Origin of the sequence: Paenibacillus tritici, from assembly GCF_013204885.1 — a bacterium.
GTDB lineage: Bacteria > Bacillota > Bacilli > Paenibacillales > Paenibacillaceae > Paenibacillus_AQ > Paenibacillus_AQ tritici.
In genome coordinates this window covers 641,704-659,774 of sequence record NZ_JABMKX010000001.1, presented here as the reverse complement: position 1 = coordinate 659,774, position 18,071 = coordinate 641,704, and the positions used below count along the sequence as shown (strand labels likewise).

17 protein-coding genes are annotated in these 18,071 nt (G+C 51.4%); 5 read left to right on the top strand and 12 right to left on the bottom strand.

Features of this window, described 5'->3' with window-relative positions:
- Positions 1–3 precede the first annotated feature (3 nt).
- From HQN87_RS03025 to HQN87_RS03010, 4 genes are all read right to left on the bottom strand, one after another.
- Positions 4–1,218 (bottom strand): NAD(P)/FAD-dependent oxidoreductase, encoded by a 1,215-nt coding sequence (locus tag HQN87_RS03025; protein WP_173127458.1) that lies wholly within the window; start codon positions 1,216–1,218, stop codon positions 4–6.
- Between the two features lie 15 nt (positions 1,219–1,233).
- Complete coding sequence (locus HQN87_RS03020) at positions 1,234–2,472, bottom strand: FprA family A-type flavoprotein (RefSeq protein WP_173127455.1); 1,239 nt, start codon at positions 2,470–2,472, stop codon at positions 1,234–1,236.
- Positions 2,473–2,902: 430 nt separating this feature from the next.
- Positions 2,903–3,616, bottom strand: coding sequence for a class I SAM-dependent methyltransferase (locus tag HQN87_RS03015; protein WP_173127452.1), 714 nt, complete (start codon positions 3,614–3,616; stop codon positions 2,903–2,905).
- A gap of 15 nt (positions 3,617–3,631) precedes the next feature.
- Entirely contained in the window at positions 3,632–5,887 is a 2,256-nt protein-coding gene (locus HQN87_RS03010) for an ATP-binding cassette domain-containing protein (protein ID WP_173127449.1), read from the bottom strand.
- Positions 5,888–5,995: 108 nt separating this feature from the next.
- Here HQN87_RS03010 and HQN87_RS03005 point away from each other — a divergent pair, with 108 nt between their 5' ends.
- Entirely contained in the window at positions 5,996–7,144 is a 1,149-nt protein-coding gene (locus HQN87_RS03005; RefSeq protein WP_173127446.1) for an epoxide hydrolase family protein, read from the top strand.
- A gap of 24 nt (positions 7,145–7,168) precedes the next feature.
- Here HQN87_RS03005 and HQN87_RS03000 read toward each other — a convergent pair whose 3' ends face one another.
- The 4 genes from HQN87_RS03000 to HQN87_RS02985 all read right to left on the bottom strand — a co-directional run bounded on the left by HQN87_RS03000 (position 7,169) and on the right by HQN87_RS02985 (position 10,158).
- Positions 7,169–7,639, bottom strand: a complete 471-nt coding sequence (locus HQN87_RS03000) for a GNAT family N-acetyltransferase (RefSeq protein ID WP_173127443.1) — start codon at positions 7,637–7,639, stop codon at positions 7,169–7,171.
- 183 nt (positions 7,640–7,822) lie between these two features.
- Positions 7,823–9,166 carry a M56 family metallopeptidase gene (locus HQN87_RS02995; RefSeq protein WP_173127439.1) on the bottom strand — a complete coding sequence of 448 codons (1,344 nt, stop codon included), beginning with the start codon at positions 9,164–9,166 and terminating at the stop codon, positions 7,823–7,825.
- A 9-nt stretch (positions 9,167–9,175) separates the two neighbouring features.
- On the bottom strand, positions 9,176–9,550 hold the full coding sequence (locus tag HQN87_RS02990) for a BlaI/MecI/CopY family transcriptional regulator (protein WP_173127436.1): 375 nt from the start codon (positions 9,548–9,550) through the stop codon (positions 9,176–9,178).
- A 344-nt stretch (positions 9,551–9,894) separates the two neighbouring features.
- Positions 9,895–10,158 (bottom strand): TetR/AcrR family transcriptional regulator, encoded by a 264-nt coding sequence (locus HQN87_RS02985; protein WP_173127433.1) that lies wholly within the window; start codon positions 10,156–10,158, stop codon positions 9,895–9,897.
- A gap of 92 nt (positions 10,159–10,250) precedes the next feature.
- On the opposite strand from HQN87_RS02985, the gene HQN87_RS02980 reads away from it, so the two are divergent.
- Positions 10,251–11,234 (top strand): NADP-dependent oxidoreductase, encoded by a 984-nt coding sequence (locus HQN87_RS02980; protein ID WP_173127430.1) that lies wholly within the window; start codon positions 10,251–10,253, stop codon positions 11,232–11,234.
- A 59-nt stretch (positions 11,235–11,293) separates the two neighbouring features.
- Here HQN87_RS02980 and aldA read toward each other — a convergent pair whose 3' ends face one another.
- On the bottom strand, positions 11,294–12,739 hold the full coding sequence (gene aldA, locus HQN87_RS02975; protein WP_367272652.1) for an aldehyde dehydrogenase: 1,446 nt from the start codon (positions 12,737–12,739) through the stop codon (positions 11,294–11,296).
- Positions 12,740–12,915: 176 nt separating this feature from the next.
- On the opposite strand from aldA, the gene HQN87_RS02970 reads away from it, so the two are divergent.
- Genes HQN87_RS02970 through HQN87_RS02960 form a run of 3 tightly spaced genes read left to right on the top strand, consistent with a single transcriptional unit; the run spans position 12,916 to position 15,784 of the window.
- Positions 12,916–13,665 (top strand): (Fe-S)-binding protein, encoded by a 750-nt coding sequence (locus HQN87_RS02970; RefSeq protein ID WP_173127427.1) that lies wholly within the window; start codon positions 12,916–12,918, stop codon positions 13,663–13,665.
- A complete protein-coding gene (locus HQN87_RS02965; RefSeq protein WP_173127424.1) occupies positions 13,662–15,089 on the top strand; it encodes a LutB/LldF family L-lactate oxidation iron-sulfur protein in 1,428 nt (475 codons plus the stop codon). Before HQN87_RS02970 ends, HQN87_RS02965 begins: the two co-directional genes overlap by 4 nt.
- Complete coding sequence (locus HQN87_RS02960; protein ID WP_173127421.1) at positions 15,086–15,784, top strand: LutC/YkgG family protein; 699 nt, start codon at positions 15,086–15,088, stop codon at positions 15,782–15,784. Before HQN87_RS02965 ends, HQN87_RS02960 begins: the two co-directional genes overlap by 4 nt.
- Before the next feature lie 9 nt (positions 15,785–15,793).
- Here HQN87_RS02960 and HQN87_RS02955 read toward each other — a convergent pair whose 3' ends face one another.
- From HQN87_RS02955 to HQN87_RS02945, 3 genes are read right to left on the bottom strand one after another with little or no spacing between them, the layout of a single operon-like run.
- Positions 15,794–16,405, bottom strand: coding sequence for a sugar O-acetyltransferase (locus tag HQN87_RS02955; RefSeq protein WP_173127418.1), 612 nt, complete (start codon positions 16,403–16,405; stop codon positions 15,794–15,796).
- 31 nt (positions 16,406–16,436) lie between these two features.
- Positions 16,437–17,132 (bottom strand): bacillithiol biosynthesis deacetylase BshB2, encoded by a 696-nt coding sequence (bshB2, locus tag HQN87_RS02950; protein WP_173127415.1) that lies wholly within the window; start codon positions 17,130–17,132, stop codon positions 16,437–16,439.
- A 22-nt stretch (positions 17,133–17,154) separates the two neighbouring features.
- On the bottom strand, positions 17,155–18,027 hold the full coding sequence (locus tag HQN87_RS02945) for a LysR family transcriptional regulator (RefSeq protein ID WP_173127411.1): 873 nt from the start codon (positions 18,025–18,027) through the stop codon (positions 17,155–17,157).
- Positions 18,028–18,071: the final 44 nt, after the last annotated feature.

Below are 18,071 nucleotides of genomic sequence, written 5' to 3'. Positions count from 1 at the left end.
TATTTAGTTCAATCTGAACTGGACTTCGGCCATAATATCTGTAATACTCCGGCCGTCAAGCTGAATCCCGGACAGAGAGGTTCCCTGTTCAATAGCAGTCTTGTAGGTCAGGGACGCAGCTGCTCCCTGCCAGGAGATGGCACCGGTAATGATGCTGTTTGTCACAAAGATACGTGTATAGGCACCGTTCTCTTCTCCGCATACGGTCCGGTCGCAGAACCGCTCATCTGTGCCGCCAATGGCAAATAGAGAACTCCCGAATGCGTTAAACAAAGTAACCGGAACGGCTCTGCGGTATACCGTCAGAGTGTCTGCCATATTGCTTCCGGCAATTTTACCCTGTTCAATCGCTCCGCCCCACAGTCCTTCCACCAGCCCGCCATACTCGGCAACGTCACCGGCTGCATAAATGTTCGGATCACTGGTCTGCAGATGTTCATTGACAATAATTCCCTGTCCGACCTCAATATTCGAGCCGTTAACAAGGTCCGTATTCGGGACAATACCGATGGAGTAGACGACATGATCGCAGGGGAAGCTGGAGCCGTCCTTCAGTGTGACACCAGTAACAGAATCAGTTCCCTCTATAGAAGACACACCTGCTTGCAGCAGCACCTTCACTCCGGATTGCTCAAGCGTCTCCTTCAGTCTGTTGGAAGAGTAACTGTCCAGTTGTCGGCCCATCAGGGAAGGCGCTGCTTCGACCACAGTCACTGTATATCCCGCTTCGTGAAGCGCCCAGGCCGTCTCAATGCCCTGCACTCCACCGCCGATCACGGTTACGCGGCTGCCGTCCTTCAGGCTGTCTTTCAGCCGGTCTGCATCGGAGAGGCCCCGGATCGTGTGGACGTTGGCAAGTCCGGCACCTTCGATGGATAATGCGCGGTTCTTCGCTCCCATGCAGAGCAGCAGCTTATGATATTCCACACACTGGCCATCCTCTGTCTCTACCGTTTGCCGCTCCGGGTGAATGGATTGGATACGGGTTGAGGTCTTAACCGTTATGCGGTTATCACGGTACCATTTCTCCTTCTTGATCAGTACCTTCTCGCTGTGCAGATCGGTGAACAGGCCCTTGGTCAGCTTAATCCGGTTATACGGCAGGCCGCTCTCTTCCCCGAGGATCGAGATTTCCGAGTCTGCATCCTGATCGCGGATCGCTTTGGCCGCATGGACGGCGGATACGCCACCGCCAACAATTACGTAATGCTTCATCATGTTAACTTCCCCCTCCTAAATTGAACTGAGCAGCAGATCCGAGACAAATTCAGTCGCATTTTTAATCTTCTGCACCTTCTCCGGTTCTTTAGGCGAGAATCTGACTCTTACCGGGAATTCCACATGGGTCATGCCGGTGGTTTTAATGACTTCTGAGGTGCTTTGTACGGTCATATTCGTTCCGTTCAGGTAGTCCTGAATGACTTCAATGGCTTCTCCGCTCCAGCCGTAAGAGCCAAAGGCGGTTGCAAGCTTGCCTTCCAGATTCATATCCTGCATCCCTTTCAGTACTTCCTCCAGGTTGCCGATCATATCTGCATATTTCGTAGAGCTGCCGATGAAGACTGCGTCTGCGGATTCAATGCTGCGCAGGATGTCCGTGGTGCTGCTTTTATCTGCGTTCCAGACTTCCGTCCCGATATTGTTCTCCTGGAGACAATTCTGAATGATGGTGGCCATCTTCTTCGTACTGTTCTTGATGGTGGTATAGACAATAACAGCCTTCTTGCCCTGGGTGGTCTCACGGCTCATGGTGGCGTACAGCCCAATTAACTTAGGAATGTCCTCGCGGATCAGGAACCCGTGGGAAGGCGCAATCATGCGGATCTCCAGATCTTTCACCGCTTCCAGCAGTGTTCTTACATATCTTCTGTGCGGATGGATAATGGCTGCATAATAGCCTTTGTAATCTTCGGTGATATCGAACCCAGCTTCATCACTGAACAGATTGTCAACCGCCACATGTGTGCTGAAGATATCGCAAGGGAACAGGATCTGATTCTCGATACAATAGGTAATCATCGTTTCAGCGGTATGGAGGTACGGCGTTTCTTTGAACAGCAGTGTTTTGCCGCCGATATCCAGCGTATCCCCGTCTTTGACAACCAGGAAGTTCCGGCTGTGCAGCTTGTACATTTCCTGTAGTTCCGGTACAGCAATTTCGGTACATACGATAGTAGCATTCAGCGCCTGCGCAGCCAGAGCCGCAAGTCCGCCGGAGTGATCAGGCTCCGTATGGTTAATGACGATGTAATGAATATCCATCAGGTCAATCATTCCGGCGAGGCACTCGGCATATTCGCGGCCGAACTCCATATCCACCGTATCAATTACAGTCGGCTTGCCTGTTTTGAGTAGATACGAGTTATAGGTGGTTCCTTTGGCCAGAATCAGGCGGTGGAACGGGACTTGACGATTATCAATTTTGCCTACCCAGTAGATATCCTCGGCAATTTGTTTAGATTGTGTACTCATTGTATTGACCTCCAATAGTTGATTGATTATCCTTATCAGCATCTTCATTCTATTATGGCTGCCGCTTAAAAAGGAGGATTCAAATCAAATTTCAGAAGTTAGTGAAATCTTTCATTTGCTATACTCTTAATGTAGCCGATTGACCAAAAGGAGGGGTGCGTGCGGTCACAGTGGGAGAAGAATAATTCCTCCTGCAACAAGCAGGTGGAGAAACGTATCTTAATTTACTCAATTCGGAGGAATATGGGGAAGCAAGTGGATTAACAGCATCTACTATGATACGTTTTCGCTACAAAGGGTGAAATGGGAGAATTTAAGTGCTGTTTATCCACCTGCTGTTTTAGAAGTAACCCTTCATTCATTAGCAAGTGGATAAAATCCAACTGTTCCCGCTCCTCCTTGCCTCTGCTCCATATAAAAAAGCCAATCTTCAATAAGATTGGCTTTTCTTAGCGACATACGTTATACAGTCAGAAGTCAGCTTAACCCGTTCGCCATTTCTACTGATTTCATACGCCAAATGTTTCACGAACCGCTGCTGAACCTCCCACCCAGCATACTTCTCATCCAATAATTCCAACATTCCTTCAGTAGTCAAATTCACTTCAAACATAGGTTCAAGCTCTTGTTCACGTTCAAGGTTGACCTCACGGATGTTCGACGCGATAATAATACAGTTTGCTCCATGTTGTCTGGTTCCAGCATTCATCTCACTCAATTTGCTGCTCAATACCTGCTGGGAACGAACATGCTCCAAAGCAGATACTGCAATGATAAGGTCATACTCCTGCTGTTCAATGATAAATTGTTCAATATCGGATAACCTGGGTATAATGTAGGGCTCAACTCCAAATTCCTGACTGTAGCTCTTTAGCTTATCTATAGCCGATTCCAACAGATCTACACAAACTACTTGTCCATTTCTATGCTTCAAAGATTTGGCGATGGGAATGCTATTCCGGCCAATACCAGCTCCTAGGTCGAGTACACTTAAATATTCTTGTTCTTTATACTGGTCTACAAGATTGATGACTGTTGCAACGGGTTTGTATAGCCAGGAGCCTGGCTCAAATAGGTTGCACGTATCGTAACAATGATCATGATATTTCTTCTCTTCGGACCTGATTTTGGCTAGCCTGTCCATTCCTTTGCCCCCAATTTACTTCAAATAACTCCCCGTAATCGAACGCTCCGAATGAATAATCTGAGACGGCGTACCCTCGAAAATAACCTCTCCGCCTTGGCTGCCTCCATCCGGTCCCATATCAATAATCCAGTCGGCCTGACTGATTACCTCGAGATTATGCTCAATGACAATCACTGTATTGCCCGCATCCACAAGCCGGTTCATGATCTCCAGGAGGTGGCCGATATCGGACATATGCAATCCGGTCGTCGGCTCGTCCATCACATAGATGCTGCCCTTCTTGTGCAGCTCACTGGCCAGCTTAATCCGTTGGCATTCTCCGCCCGACAATGTGCTAAGCGGCTGGCCGAGGGTGATATAGTTCAATCCCACATCACTCATGGCTTGAAGCTTACGCATAACCTCCTTGAGCTGGAAGAACTCCAGTGCCTGCTCCACGGTCATCTCCAGCACTTCAGCAATGGATTTGCCGTTCAGCTTGTAGCCCAGCACCTCTTCCTTGAACCGTCTGCCTCCGCATACTTCGCAGGGCAGCTTCACACTGTCAAGGAAGCCAATGTCTGTGTAGACGACGCCCAGTCCCTGGCAATGCTCGCAGGCACCCTTGGAGTTGAAGCTGAACAACCCTTGATTCACTTGATTGGCCGCTGCAAAAGCCTTGCGCACATCATCCATAATGCCAGTGTAGGTCGCCGGATTGGAGCGTGTGGAAACCCCAATCGCCGATTGATCAATGACGATGGCATCCGAATGCCGGGCAAGGAAGACATCATTAATCAGCGTGCTTTTGCCCGAACCTGCTACGCCGGTAACGACTGTCAGGACTCCCGTTGGAATATCTACACTTACATTCTTCAGGTTGTGTAGAGAAGCCCCAGTGATGGGCAGCTTGCCGGACGCCTGTCTGCAATCCCGCTTCAGCTGAAGAGGCCGCTTCATATGCGTGCCTGTCAGCGTACCTGCTTCAAGCAAGCCCGGATAGCTTCCTTCATACACAATCGTCCCCCCACGGCTGCCGGCATGAGGTCCGACATCGACAACATGATCTGCCCGCTTGATCACATCGGGATCATGTTCAACGACAATGACTGTATTACCTTTGTCACGGAGTTTCTCCAGCAGCTCGTTCAAACGGTGGACATCGCGCGGATGCAGTCCGACACTGGGCTCATCGAAGATATAGGTAACATCCACGAGACTGCCGCTCAGGTGCTTCACCATCTTGACCCGCTGGGATTCTCCGCCGGACAGTGTATCGGTCTCACGATCCAGTGTCAGATAGCTGAGTCCGATATCCACCAGATGCTGCAGCCGCTCTGTCAGAGACTTGACGATTGGAGCAGCAACCGGATCTTCAATCTCCCGGACGGTGCGGATAAGCTGTCCGACCTCCATAGCGGATAAATCGGCAATGTTGCTGCCATTGATTCGGCAATTGAGTGCAGCCTGGCTGAGCCTTGCTCCGTGGCAGCTTGTGCAGGTTCCTTCGGTGATGAACGGGGCAACCATTTTTTGAGTGCGTTCGGACTTGGTCTTCACATCCTGCCTGATGTACTTGCCTGTGAACTTCTCTATGACGCCTTCCACAGTGATATTGGTCGCCTTACCGGCAAAATCCATCTTCACTTTCCTCGCCTTGCCGTAGAGCAGCTGCTCCAGCACCGTATCGGAATAATCGCTCAGCTTCTTGTCCGGATCGAAATCACCTGTCTGCACGATCATATTCCAGTCCCAGCCGCCGACGGAATAATCCGGCAGCCCGATGGCTCCTTCATTCAATGATTTAGACCTATCGACCGCCTTACTCATATCGACACCCAGCTTGCGGCCGATTCCGTTACATTCGGGACACATCCCCTGCGGATCATTGAATGAGAACATATTCACCCCGCCAATATGGGGCTGTCCCACTCTGGAGTACAGCAGGCGGAGAATAGGTGAAATGTCAGTAATCGTGCCCATCGTGGAATGGGAACCGCCGCCCAGCCGCTTCTGGTCTACAATAACAGCCATACTCAGATTCTCGATTCCATCGGTATCCGGCTGCGGGTAACGCGGCAGGAAGGTGCGCACGAACATACTGAAGTTCTCATTGAGCAGCCGTGTAGATTCAGCAGCAATGGTATCGAAGACGATGGATGATTTGCCGGAACCGGATACTCCGGTGAAGAGGGTGATTTTCCGTTTCGGTATGCGCAAGGATACGTTCTTAAGATTGTTCTCCCTTGCACCGTTAATTACGATATACTCCTGATTCGCATCGTTCATGTGTGTTTTCCCTCCAGTGATTGGGTTCTCTTCTGTAACTTCATTTTTTCTGAAAAAATATATTATACTTATAGCATGTAGCTATTACGCTTAAGGAGAGAGAGCCTGATGTCTATTGAACGTTTTCAAATCCATGTGCCTGACTCAGTCCTTGAAGATCTGAAATACAGGCTGGATCATGTCCGCTGGCCCGACCTATTAGAGGACTCTGACTGGGAACGGGGATCGGACCGGGGGTATTTGCAGAAGCTCATTACCTACTGGCGGGACCAGTTCGATTGGCGCGCCCGGGAAGCCGTGTTGAACCGCTTGTCTCAATTTCGCTGTAATATGGACGGAGTCGATGTGCATTTCGTACACGAGCGCGGAAAAGGCCCCAAGCCGCTGCCCCTGATTCTGACCCATGGATGGCCTGACAGCTATCTGCGATACGAGAAGATCATTCCTATGCTTACGGACCCTGCCCGTTACGGCGGCAATCCTGAAGACTCCTTCGATGTTATTGTCCCTTCCGTGCCCGGATTTGGGTTCTCTAACGGCCTGACACGCGCTGGTGTGAATAATGCCTATGTTGCTGAGCTGTGGGCGAAGCTTATGACCGAACATTTGGGCTACAGCAAGTTCGCTGCGGCAGGCGGGGATATTGGCTCTGGAGTTACAAGGTATCTGGCCTTCCATCACCCAGAACTGCTCACCGGAATTCACCTTACGGATATCGGGATAATCCGCAGTCTCCTGGCTGTGCAGGATAAGACAGGGCTGACGGAAGAAGAACTTCTGTACATCCGGAATACTTCACAATGGATAGCTGATGAGGGCGGATATATGTCGATTCAATCGACGAGACCACAGACGCTTGCCTACGGACTTACCGACTCCCCCGTCGGATTGGCGGCTTGGATCATTGAGAAATTCCGTGCATGGAGTGATTGTAAGGGTGACCTGCGGCATAGCTTCAGCGAGGATGAACTGCTTACGAATATTATGATCTATTGGGTTACCAATACGGCCGGGTCTTCCTCGAATATCTATTATGAGAATACGCACACGTTGCCGCCCCTGGGGTATATTGAGGTGCCTACGGGTGTTGCTGTATTCCCCGGAGATGTTGCCTTGCCGCCTAGAGAATGGGCGGAACGCAATCTGAATATCACAAGCTGGAATACAATGCCGCGCGGCGGGCATTTCACAGCGATGGAAGATCCTGAATCTCTGGCGAAAGACATCCGCGAATTCTTCAGATCATCAAGAGTTTAGATCATCAAGAGTTTAATAGAAGAATTAATTTCTGTCCAGTCCTGCACGCGTGACATCGAGATACATCCGGGGGGCCGGTCCGCCCTCTGTGTTCGCGAAGCCGTTAGCGATGAAGCCGGCGGCTTCGTACAACCTTACAGCTCGGGGGCTAGCGGTCACCTCTATACGTGCACCGCGGCGCGCAATGTCTTTGATCAGGGCCATCGCGACACCTTGGCGCATCCATTCAGGATCAGTGAACAGATCCTCTAGCTCGAGGCAGCCGTTGACAGGACATGCTGACGCAAAGCCAGCGATCCGCCCGTTAACAACAGCGACACGTGTGAACGGCAACATTTTGTCGTCCCATACTAACCACTCAGGATGAGCAGCAAAGAGATCGCGATCTTCCTCAACGGTCAGCGACGCACGGCGATAGACATCGCGAAGTAGGCCGATATCGTCGAAGACAGCGTTTCTAATGATGAGGTTAGACGAATGCAAAGTCTTTTTCATCCCGACTCGGCTCCCTTTTTAAGAAAATTCAAAAATAACGGCTTCATTTTATGAGTATATCACTATAACTGTTATTCGTTCGACTACACAAACACCAAACAGGAGCAGCTTCCAAGAAGCTGCTCCTGTTCAAGTACCTATTAATATCATAGAATTCGTCTTCAGATCGTACACCACAATTTGTTATTTAGCTGGTGCGGGAGCGGATACAAGCTCGGGATGCGGCACGGTGCTTGTGTCCTCCTGAGCAGAGACCGTTACAGCAGCAAGCTTATCAGGAATAGGCTGTGCGGTCGTTACCTGCTGAGCAGGTGCGGGTGCGGGAACACTCTCTGCCGGGGCAGGCACCGTAACACTCCCTGCCGGAACGGGTACAGGTTCCGGAACAGGCTGTGCCGTTGTCCCCTGCTGAGCAGCTGCAGAGCTGCTCTCAGCAGGCACCGTAACGGATACTGCGGCCGGCACGGTTAAGCCTCCTTCGGACCGGGAAGGAGCTGCAGCTTCGGAAGCCACATACTCTGAGTCTGGAACCACTTGCGGCGTGACCTTAGAGGCCAATGCAGCAGTAGAGGTGCTGATGCCTGCAATTAGCAGGGCAGCGGTTACCGATAGGAAAAGGGTTTGTTTGTTCAGCTTCTTAACATTAAGCATATGTGTCAATCTCCTTTTTAATTGTTTGCCGTCACCGGATAATGAAGCACAGAATTGTTCGGGCAGTCCTTTGGAGCCCGCCATTACATTCAGTATGGTCCCGCCGTAACGTTTGCGTTCAGCATGGGACATATCCTGGACAACCTCCTGATCACAGGTCAGCTCACTCCAGGTGTGGAGCCCTGTGCGAACCGTGTGAACCAGCGGGTTGTACCAGTGCAGTGTACGGACTAATAGCAATCCTGCCTTGATCCACAGGTCCTTCCGCTTCAGATGAACCAATTCATGACGGAGCACCATGTCCATATCCAGATTTGCATGATTCTGTGCAGGCAGATAGATCGTCGGTCTCCATAGACCTGCCAGAAAAGGACTTCGTGCGATAGAGCTGTATGCGAGCTTGACGCTACGTGTAAGGCCAAGCTGCTCCTTGATGTTCTTCAGCAGGATCGCGGTCTCACTATTCTCCGGTACCATCGTACGGTTACGTTCAAGTTGTGCGGTGAATCTGCGGTAAGCGTACCATTGCCAAGCGGCAAAGGTGATCGCTCCCGCTGCCCATATGCCCAGGAGGAGATAGGCTGTACTTGCTGAAAGGGTCACAGCAGGCTGGAGCGTCTCCGCTATCTGCCCGCTAACCCTGCCGGTCTGGATATTCTGTGTGCTGTTTGCCGGGTGTGGTGCAGCGAGCCGTGATAACCACGGTAGAACAAGTGCTATAGGGAGCAAATATAGGGCCAGGGCCAGCTTAAGGAGTACGTATCGCCATTTGGCCGGGAAATGATCGGTGGATAACCTGCCCAGTGCGTGAAAGCTGACTGTAACTACACTTCCGGCAACGCTCAGCGAGCATAGAATCTCAAGTAAGGAATTCATCGTCATCACCTACTTTTCCGAGAACCAGTGCTTCAGCTCATCAATATCCTGGTCCGATAGCTTGTCACCGTCATACATAGCGGAGATCAGATTCTTGACCGAACCCTGATACAGCCCGTCCAGGACATGCTGAGTCTCGACCAGCTTATACGCTTCGGGTGAAATCTCCGGGATATATTTGTTTAACCGGCCATGCCTGGTGGCAGTCAGGAACCCTTTATCCACTAACCGTGACAGAAAGGTGGAGATCGTCTGCGCCTTCCAGTCCCTTCCCTTGAGCAGAAATTGGTTCAGCAGTTCCGTTGACGTTACTGGCGGTGCACTCGCCCATATCGCTTCCATTAACTCTAATTCTGTATCCGATAGTTTGTGAATCTTGCTCACCGTGAACACCTCTTCATTTCGTTATGCGTCCATAACGTTTATTACTACACTACGTAGTAGTTATAATCTACTACAAAACGTAGTGGATAGTCAAATGTACAATAAAATCGCTGGGCTATTATAGAAAAACAGCACTTGCATTAGGTTTTAGGATTATATAACAGATCCGGAATTTTGGTTAGACAGGGGCAAACTAATCATCGTCCGGTCTAATAAGGCCCATATCTGTTCGGCCATCACTGAAGCTGGATAGGGCATAGAATTGCTTGTTGAAATTTGGTCCGGCAGCGACTGCATCGAATTGTATGCTAAGACTCTCCCGGACAACGACAAGCAGACGAGTTCTAAAAGCATGTGGATTTCGAAGTGAACTTACCGGTAACCTCACTGTCAGGCGCGCATTTGTCGATTAAGCAGTTAATTTGTTCTTCCAAACAATGATCAAGCAGATCATATTTATCTTGAAAATGTAAATAAACCGTTCCACGGTTAACATTGGCCAGCTCAGCGATTTTATTTACAGTGATATTCTCAATATCTGTTTGCGCCATTAATGCTAAAAAAGCATCCATAATAGCCTGTTTAGATTTCTGTATACGTCTATCCATATCTTGCTCCTTCATGAGGCAGAATTGAACATTTCTAAGGTGTCTGTTGATTTTTCAACGAATGTTCAATCATACAAAATGGAGGGTGCGCCATGAGAGCAATAGGCATGACCGGCTATGGAATCCCTGAGTCTTTTGAAGAGTATGAACTACCTGTTCCTGCGATTAAGGAAACACAAGTACTGGTGGAGGTGCATGCCTCCTCAATTAACCCTGGAGATCATTATTTACGTTCAGGTGAGCTGCTACAGAGCCCGGTAGGCGGGCAATTCACTATTCAATTCCCGTATTTTCTTGGAGGTGATGTTGCCGGTGTTGTAAAAGCTGTGGGTACTGGAGTACAGCACTTTAAAGCAGGTGACCGCGTTATGGGGATGGTCCGTGGAGGCTCTTATATGGATCAAGTGGCAGCAGATGAGGATGCCTTAACGAGGATAGCGGACCATATATCCTTCGAAGAAGCCGCTGCTGCGCCTACCGTAGCCTTGACGGCCTGGCAGGCACTTGTTGAGCACGGTAAGCTTCAGCCGGGTCAGCGTATCCTCATTCATGGAGGTGCCGGTGGTGTTGGACATGCAGCTATTCAATTAGCCAGACATTATGGTGCTTATGTAATTACAACTGCAAGAGCGCATAATCATGGCTTTGTTCTAAGTTTAGGCGCAGATGAAGTCATTGACTATTATTCACAACCGGATTACGTGACAAGGTTATCGGCACCTGTAGATATGGTTCTTGATACAGCTATGCTGGGGAAAAAAGAATTAGAAACTGGACTTCCAGGCGAGTTCGGGGACTATAGCTATGACATCTTAAAGGATGGCGGGAAATATATTTCCATAACCTCTTTCGGTATTGGAACCTGTCCGGGCGTCCGCAATATTGACTCGATATTTTTCCGTGCCCATCCAAACCGGGCTGCTCTTAATGAAATTTCGATTCACATGCAGGAGGGGAAGCTCAAGATTCATGTAGAACATAGGTATCCATTTACCACTCAAGGTTTATTTGAAGCGTACCGCACAAGCGAGAAACAACCCAGACGGGGAAAAATCGTGATTTCAAAAGAATTATAAAAGAAATGCTCCCAACTGTCCGGGAGCATTTCTTGTGTCTGAGTACATTATGAGGTCATTCAGTTAACCGACTTGTCATATTGCAGGTAGACTACATGTGTCTGCAGGTATTCATTCAAGCCATGCTTGCCGTCGGCGCCGCCGATCCCGGACTTTCTCCAGCCTGCATGGAAGCCTTGCATCGCTTCGAAGTTCTCACGGTTAATGTAGGTCTCTCCGTATTTCAGCCGTTTGATCACTTTCATGGCGACGTTCAGATTCTGAGTGTATAACGAAGAGGTCAATCCGAATTCACTGTCATTGGCGAGCGCGATCGCTTCATCGAGGGTAGAGAACGTAATGACCGGGATAACCGGTCCGAAGATTTCATCCTGTACAATCTCCATCTCATTGGTAGCACCGGTGATGACTGTCGGCTCGAAGAAGCTGCCTGCTCCTTCCACCTTTTTACCTCCGAGCGCGATCGTTGCCCCTTCCTGGACGGCGCGGTCCACCTTCTGCTGTACCGATTCCTGGGCGGCTTTGTTGATCAGCGGTCCCATATGAATATCCTTGTCTTTCAGAGGGTCCCCGTATCTCACGGCCTTCATCGCTTCCACCAGCCGGGAGGTGAATTCAGCCTGAATGTCCTCATGCACGTAGACACGCTCCGCACAGTTGCAGACCTGCCCTGTATTAATTACCCGGGAATCGACAATCGCTTTGACCGCCAGCTCTAGATCGGCATCCTTCATGACAATGGCCGGCGCTTTGCCGCCCAGCTCCAGACTGACCTTGATGATATTCTCGGCTGCGGCTTCCATGACCCGTTGCCCTGCCGGTACGCTGCCTGTAAGACTGACCATGCCAACCTTCGCATTGCTGGCCAGCTCATGTCCCACTTCCGCCCCTCTGCCGGTTACAAGGTTGAATACCCCTCTAGGAAGCCCGGCCTTATCCACAATACGGCTGAACGCTGCGGCATTGTTCGGGGATTCAGCACTGGGCTTGACGACAATCGTGTTGCCGGTGATCAGCGCCGGGGCCATCTTTCTCGCAATCAGGAAGAACGGGAAGTTCCAGGGCAGAATGCCTGTCGTTACCCCTATCGCTCTTTTGAAGACAAAAATATGCTCATTATCACGGTCGCTCTGAACGATCTCCCCCTCATAACGCCGTGCCCATTCCGCCATATAATCCAAATAATCCGCTGTAAAGTGAACCTCAACCGCAGATAATTCCAGGGTCTTGCCGACTTCCTCCGAGATCAGCCTGGCGATGCTGTCCGCTTCCCCGCGAATCCCGTCTGCGATGGCATGAAGGTACTTGCCCCGCTCCACAGCCGGTGTCTCCTCCCAGGCAGACTGGGCTTCTTCCGCTGCATGAATCGCACGTATGACATCATTCCTTGTAGCCTTGGGAACCTGTGAGATTACTTCATCGGTTGCCGGATTGGTCACATCCATCCACTCTTTGCCTTCGGATTCTGTAAATTGGCCGTCGATATACATCAAATGCTTGGTCACTGTTTCTCCCCCTCAAGGTAGATTATTCCATTTGCCCAATTACCCAACCATAGTGTAAACGCTATCAATATTTATTGTCAATAACTTTCACATTTTTTATTTGTTTTTGTGTTGTTTTTAATTGACTTATTGAGTTAAGCTGGGGATATAGGTTTTTATTGATGGGAGGGGTAGGAGTGCGAGTCAGTATTTTTTCTACTTGTTTGGTAGACCTTATGAGCCCGAATGTCGGGATTGCCATGGTGGAGGTCCTGGAGCGGCTCGGCTGCGAGATTGATTATCCGGCTTCACAGGTCTGCTGCGGACAGCCCGCCTATAACAGCGGTTATCTCCAGGATTCCAAGCTGGCGATGCAGAACATGATGCTTGCCTTCGAAGCTTCGGATTACGTGGTGGGTCCCTCCGGCTCCTGCATCGCTATGTTTCATGAATATCCGAAGATCTTCAAGGGTGAGCCCGACTGGGAATTGAAAGCGATTGCTTTGAAAGAGAAATCCTATGAGCTGACCCAATTCATCGTCAAAGTACTTGGTGTGACCGATGTGGGGGCCACTCTCGAAGGCACCGCAACCTACCATCGTTCCTGTCATATGACCAGACTCCTGGGCGAGAAGGAAACCCCGTTCCAGCTGCTGGAGCATGTGCAAGGACTGAAGCTTGAGCCGCTCAAGAACAGCGATAACTGCTGCGGGTTCGGTGGAACCTTTGCAGTGAAGATGCCTGAAATCTCGGAGCAGATGGTGGATGAGAAATGCGGCTGTGTCATGGAGACTGGAGCGGATATTCTAATCAGTGCAGACATGGGCTGCCTGCTGAATATCGGGGGACGCCTGTCCCGCAAAGGTGAGCCTGTGCGGATCATGCATATTGCAGAGGTATTGAATCAGCGTCAGCCTGTGGTTAGCAAAGGGGGAAGCCGGACTTGAGCCTGCAAACGGATTCACGTAATTTCAGCGAACGGACGACGGATGGCCTTGGGGATTCCTTCATGCGCAGTGCCGTGGGTTCGGCGCAGGACAGTCTCAAGACAAGACGTCTGTCTGCAGCCACTGCGCTCGGTGACTGGGAGCAGTGGCGGAACGTAGGCCAGCTTATCCGCCAGCATACCCTGGAGAATCTGGATTATTATCTGGAGCAGCTTGCCGGCAATATTGAGCGACAGGGCGGGCATATCTATTTTGCAGCGACCAAAGAAGAGGCCAGCTCTTATATCCGGGATGTTATTATGCGCAAACAAGCCACCAAGATCGTCAAATCGAAATCCATGGTCACGGAAGAAATTGAGCTGAACCGCGTTCTGCTTGAAGCAGGCTGTGAGCTGACGGAGACGGATCTTGGAGAATATATCCTCCAGATGGACGACTGGGACCCTCCCTCGCATATCGTGGCTCCCGCCTTGCATAAGGACCGGAGGCAAATCAAGCGGGTATTCACAGAGAAGCTTGGATATACAGGCGATGAAACCCCGGAGAAGCTGGCCGGGTTCGCCCGTACGGTACTGCGGCAGAAGTTCCTGGAAGCGGAGGTCGGAATCACGGGCTGCAACTTCGCCATCGCCAATCTGGGAGCGATTAATCTGGTCACCAATGAGGGTAACGGCGATCTCACGGCCGCCATACCCAAGACGCATATCGCGGTAATGGGCATGGAGCGGATTGTGCCGACTCTGGAGGAGATGGAGGTGCTGGATAATCTGCTCTGCCGCAGCGCCGTCGGACAGAAACTCACCAGCTATATCACAGTGATGGGCCCCTCCTCCGCCGGTGAGACAGACGGCCCCGAGGAATTCCATCTGGTAGTCGTCGATAACGGGCGGTCCGATATTCTCGGCAGTGAATTCAACGAAGCGCTGCAGTGTATCCGCTGCGGTGCATGTCTGAACGTCTGCCCGATCTACCGCCATATCGGCGGCCATGCTTACGGGTCAATCTATCCGGGTCCGATTGGGGCGGTCATCACCCCGCTGCTTGGCGGTTATGATGACTACAAGGAGCTTCCCTTTGCCTCCAGTCTGTGCGGCGCCTGTACGGATGTCTGTCCGGTGCGCATCCCGCTGCATGAGCAGCTCATCGTGCACCGCCAGAAGATAGTGGAACAGAAAAGAACCGGCACCGCAGACCGTATCCAGATGAAAGCCGCCAGCAAGCTGCTCTCCTCCCCTGCCCTGTTCGGCAAAACCCTGCGGTTCGCCCACTCCGCAAGCCGGATGATGAGCAAGCAGGGCCGGATTGTAAGAGGACCGGCCTTGCTTCAGGGCTGGATTCGTTCCCGCGACCTGAAGCAGCCCGTCAGGCAGAAGGACAGCTTCCGGGCATGGCTGGAGCAACGGAAAGGAGGCTCAGAGCAATGACAGTAACCACGAATAAGAGCGCGAACAGAAACACGAATAAGGAGGCTTTTCTGAATACGATTGCCTCCAAGCTGGGCCGGGAACGTAGGACTGAGGTTCAGCGTCCTGCAATCCAGGAGTTCATTCCTGACAGCTACGGCCCGCTTACCACGGACGATCTGGTGGAGATTCTTAAGGAGCAATGCTTCTTCATCCACACCCAGGTCATTGAATCCACACCGGAGATTCTGCAACAAACACTGAGTGATCTGATTGAAGCGAATGGCGGCGGGACGGTAATGCTCTCTGGAGACCGCCGTTTCAATGAATACGGGCTGGCGTTCCCGGATGCTGCGGTGTGGGAAGAAACGGCAGGCAGAGTGGAGAATATCAGGCGTGCGGAATCGGCGAATACAGCGATTGTCTTCGCCGACTGTGCACTGGCAGAATCGGGAACGGTTGTGTTGGAGAGCCGCCCGGATCAGGGCCGTTCCCTCCATTTCCTGCCTGCCCATTATATTGCGGTGATTGAACGCAGGAGGCTGGTGCTTCGCTCCACGCAAGCCGCCGCTGAGCTGAACCGGAGAATTCAGGCCGGGGAGCCGGTAGGCTCAGCGATTCAGTTCATCTCCGGTCCCTCCAATTCCGCCGATATCGAAATGAAGCTTGTCGTCGGAGTGCATGGACCGCTGAGGGCTACCTATGTGCTAATTTAGTCATCGGTTCTACTTGTAATCCGTAACGTCGAATTCTCTATCTTTATAGTAGAATTTCCGGTCTTCCTCCGTGATCTCACGGACGATTCTGCACGGGCTTCCTACCGCGATCACATTATCGGGAATATCCTTGGTCACTACGCTCCCCGCTCCAATGACTACATTGTTCCCGATGGTTACGCCCGGATTCACGATCACGTTGCCGCCGATCCAGACATTATTGCCGATCGTTATAGCGATCCCGTATTCATAGCCCGAATTCCGGGAATCGGGATGGATAGGATGCCCTGCTGTATAGAGCGATACGTTCGGAGCAAACATCACATTATCTCCGATAGTCACCTTGCCGACATCCAGAATGGTACAGTTGAAATTAGCGTAAAAGTTGTTCCCAACGGTGATATTCGATCCATAATCACAGCGGAAGGGGGCTTCAATATGCACAATCTCCCCCGTCATGCCGAAGAGAGAGCGGATCAGCGCGTCTCTCTCTTCATGTTCATCGGGCCGGAGCCCGTTGAACTGATGAACCAGCAGCCGGGCTGCTGTCCGTTCTTCGGTTAATCCGTCCAGCCATGCTTTGTAGGGTAAGCCTGCGAGCATTCTTTCTTTCTGATTCATGGTTGTTCCTGCCTTTTCTTATGATGTTAGGTTATGTCTCCAAGGTGATGTCTTTAAGCGGATAGGTCCAAAAGGCTTCCTGTCCGTAACGGAGCTGAATGTCCTGCGCCGTCAGCTCCTGGCTGCCGACAAGCTCCGCTGCCAGATATTGCGAACGGTGTGCCCGGATGGAGGCCATCTTCTTCTCCAGGACCGCCGTCACATCAACATGCACATCCGGTAGTCCAATCATCTGTTCGTGGTTGCTGGAGAATGCGACACAATGCACAACGGGCCGCTCCTCCGCCGGAAGCCGGAGAACGGAGCGGATCACAGCGGCTCCGGTGGCATCATGATCCGGGTGCACGCTGTAACCGGGATAGAAGGTGATGACGAGCGAAGGGGCCAGTTCCTGGAGCAGCGATAGCAGCGTATGGTCCAGCAGCGCCTGATCCTCGAACTCAATCATTTTATCGTGGAAGCCCAGCATCCTTAAGTCCTGTATCCCGATGGCATTGCAGGAAGCAAGCAGCTCCTCCTTGCGGAACTCCGGTAAGGTGGCACGGCTCGCAAACGGCGGGATTCCCATATTGCGCCCCATCTCCCCGAGTGTCAGACATGCATAGGTGACTTCTGCACCAAGTTCTATATACTTCGCCAGTGTGCCTGCGGCAGCAAAGGCCTCATCGTCAGGATGCGGGAACACCACCAGAATGCGCGGATGTTCGGTAAGCTGTGTACGGTTCATAGGTTCATTCCTCCCGGTGACATTATAGCGTAGTGAAATACTCGATCACAACCTCGCGGAAAATCAGGCCCGCCTGTGAAATATAACGGTTCTTATGCCATAACAAGGCGATTTCCCTGACCAGCCCGTGGTCCTCCAGCGGAATCATACGGATATGATCCTGCCCATTCTTCGCCGTACCCGGTATGAAGGCTAAGCCGATCCCGGCTTCCACCAGGTCGATCAGCCGGGCCGGTTCGTCCCCCTCATACGCATAGCGTGGCAAGAACCCTGAAGTCTGGCAGACGGAATCCACCAGATCACGAATCCCGTAGCCTTGCTTGACACCCACAAACCACTCATCCTTAAGCTCTATCAAGGCGAGGCTCTTACGGTCCGCCAGAGGGTGCCCGGCTGGAACGGCAAGGTAAACGTGATCGTTACAGACCACCTGGCATTCAATATCTTCCCCTCTTACCGGTGGGGAGGACAAGCAGAAATCGACTTCTCCCCGCTGGAGAAGAGTAATCATCTCCTGCATGGGCAGCATTTGTACGTGAAAATGGATGTCCGGCTGCTTAAGGCGAAACGCCCGGAGAATCCCGGGCAAGGTGCTTGCGGTGGTTACCGCTAATTCAAGGGTGCCGGACTCCAGGCTGGACAGATCCTTAAGCTCCTGCTTCCCCTGCTCCAATTCAAACAGCGCCTTCTCTGCACGCTGAAGAAATCGGCGTCCCGACTCGTTTAACCGCAGCTTCCTCCCGCTCCGGTCGAACAATGGAACTCCGAGATCCTCCTCCAGCCGTTGAATAGTCTTGCTCAGGGAGGATTGGGTAACATGCAGACTGTGTGCAGCCTCCGTCATATGCTCCAGGCGGGCAACCGCGATGAAATACTGCAATTGAAGAAGTTCCATATCCCGCCTCCATTCATTCCCTCAAGTCTATGAAATCATAACAT

What these genes read in the sequence shown, in the direction of transcription:
- HQN87_RS03025 (WP_173127458.1), bottom strand. Translation starts at nt 1,218, where the DNA reads ATGATGAAGCATTACGTAATTGTTGGCGGTGGCGTATCCGCCGTCCAT.
- HQN87_RS03020 (WP_173127455.1), bottom strand. Translation starts at nt 2,472, where the DNA reads ATGAGTACACAATCTAAACAAATTGCCGAGGATATCTACTGGGTAGGC.
- HQN87_RS03015 (WP_173127452.1), bottom strand. Translation starts at nt 3,616, where the DNA reads ATGGACAGGCTAGCCAAAATCAGGTCCGAAGAGAAGAAATATCATGAT.
- HQN87_RS03010 (WP_173127449.1), bottom strand. Translation starts at nt 5,887, where the DNA reads ATGAACGATGCGAATCAGGAGTATATCGTAATTAACGGTGCAAGGGAG.
- HQN87_RS03005 (WP_173127446.1), top strand. Translation starts at nt 5,996, where the DNA reads ATGTCTATTGAACGTTTTCAAATCCATGTGCCTGACTCAGTCCTTGAA.
- HQN87_RS03000 (WP_173127443.1), bottom strand. Translation starts at nt 7,639, where the DNA reads ATGAAAAAGACTTTGCATTCGTCTAACCTCATCATTAGAAACGCTGTC.
- HQN87_RS02995 (WP_173127439.1), bottom strand. Translation starts at nt 9,166, where the DNA reads ATGAATTCCTTACTTGAGATTCTATGCTCGCTGAGCGTTGCCGGAAGT.
- HQN87_RS02985 (WP_173127433.1), bottom strand. Translation starts at nt 10,158, where the DNA reads ATGGATAGACGTATACAGAAATCTAAACAGGCTATTATGGATGCTTTT.
- HQN87_RS02980 (WP_173127430.1), top strand. Translation starts at nt 10,251, where the DNA reads ATGAGAGCAATAGGCATGACCGGCTATGGAATCCCTGAGTCTTTTGAA.
- HQN87_RS02960 (WP_173127421.1), top strand. Translation starts at nt 15,086, where the DNA reads ATGACAGTAACCACGAATAAGAGCGCGAACAGAAACACGAATAAGGAG.
- HQN87_RS02955 (WP_173127418.1), bottom strand. Translation starts at nt 16,405, where the DNA reads ATGAATCAGAAAGAAAGAATGCTCGCAGGCTTACCCTACAAAGCATGG.
- bshB2 (WP_173127415.1), bottom strand. Translation starts at nt 17,132, where the DNA reads ATGAACCGTACACAGCTTACCGAACATCCGCGCATTCTGGTGGTGTTC.
- HQN87_RS02945 (WP_173127411.1), bottom strand. Translation starts at nt 18,027, where the DNA reads ATGGAACTTCTTCAATTGCAGTATTTCATCGCGGTTGCCCGCCTGGAG.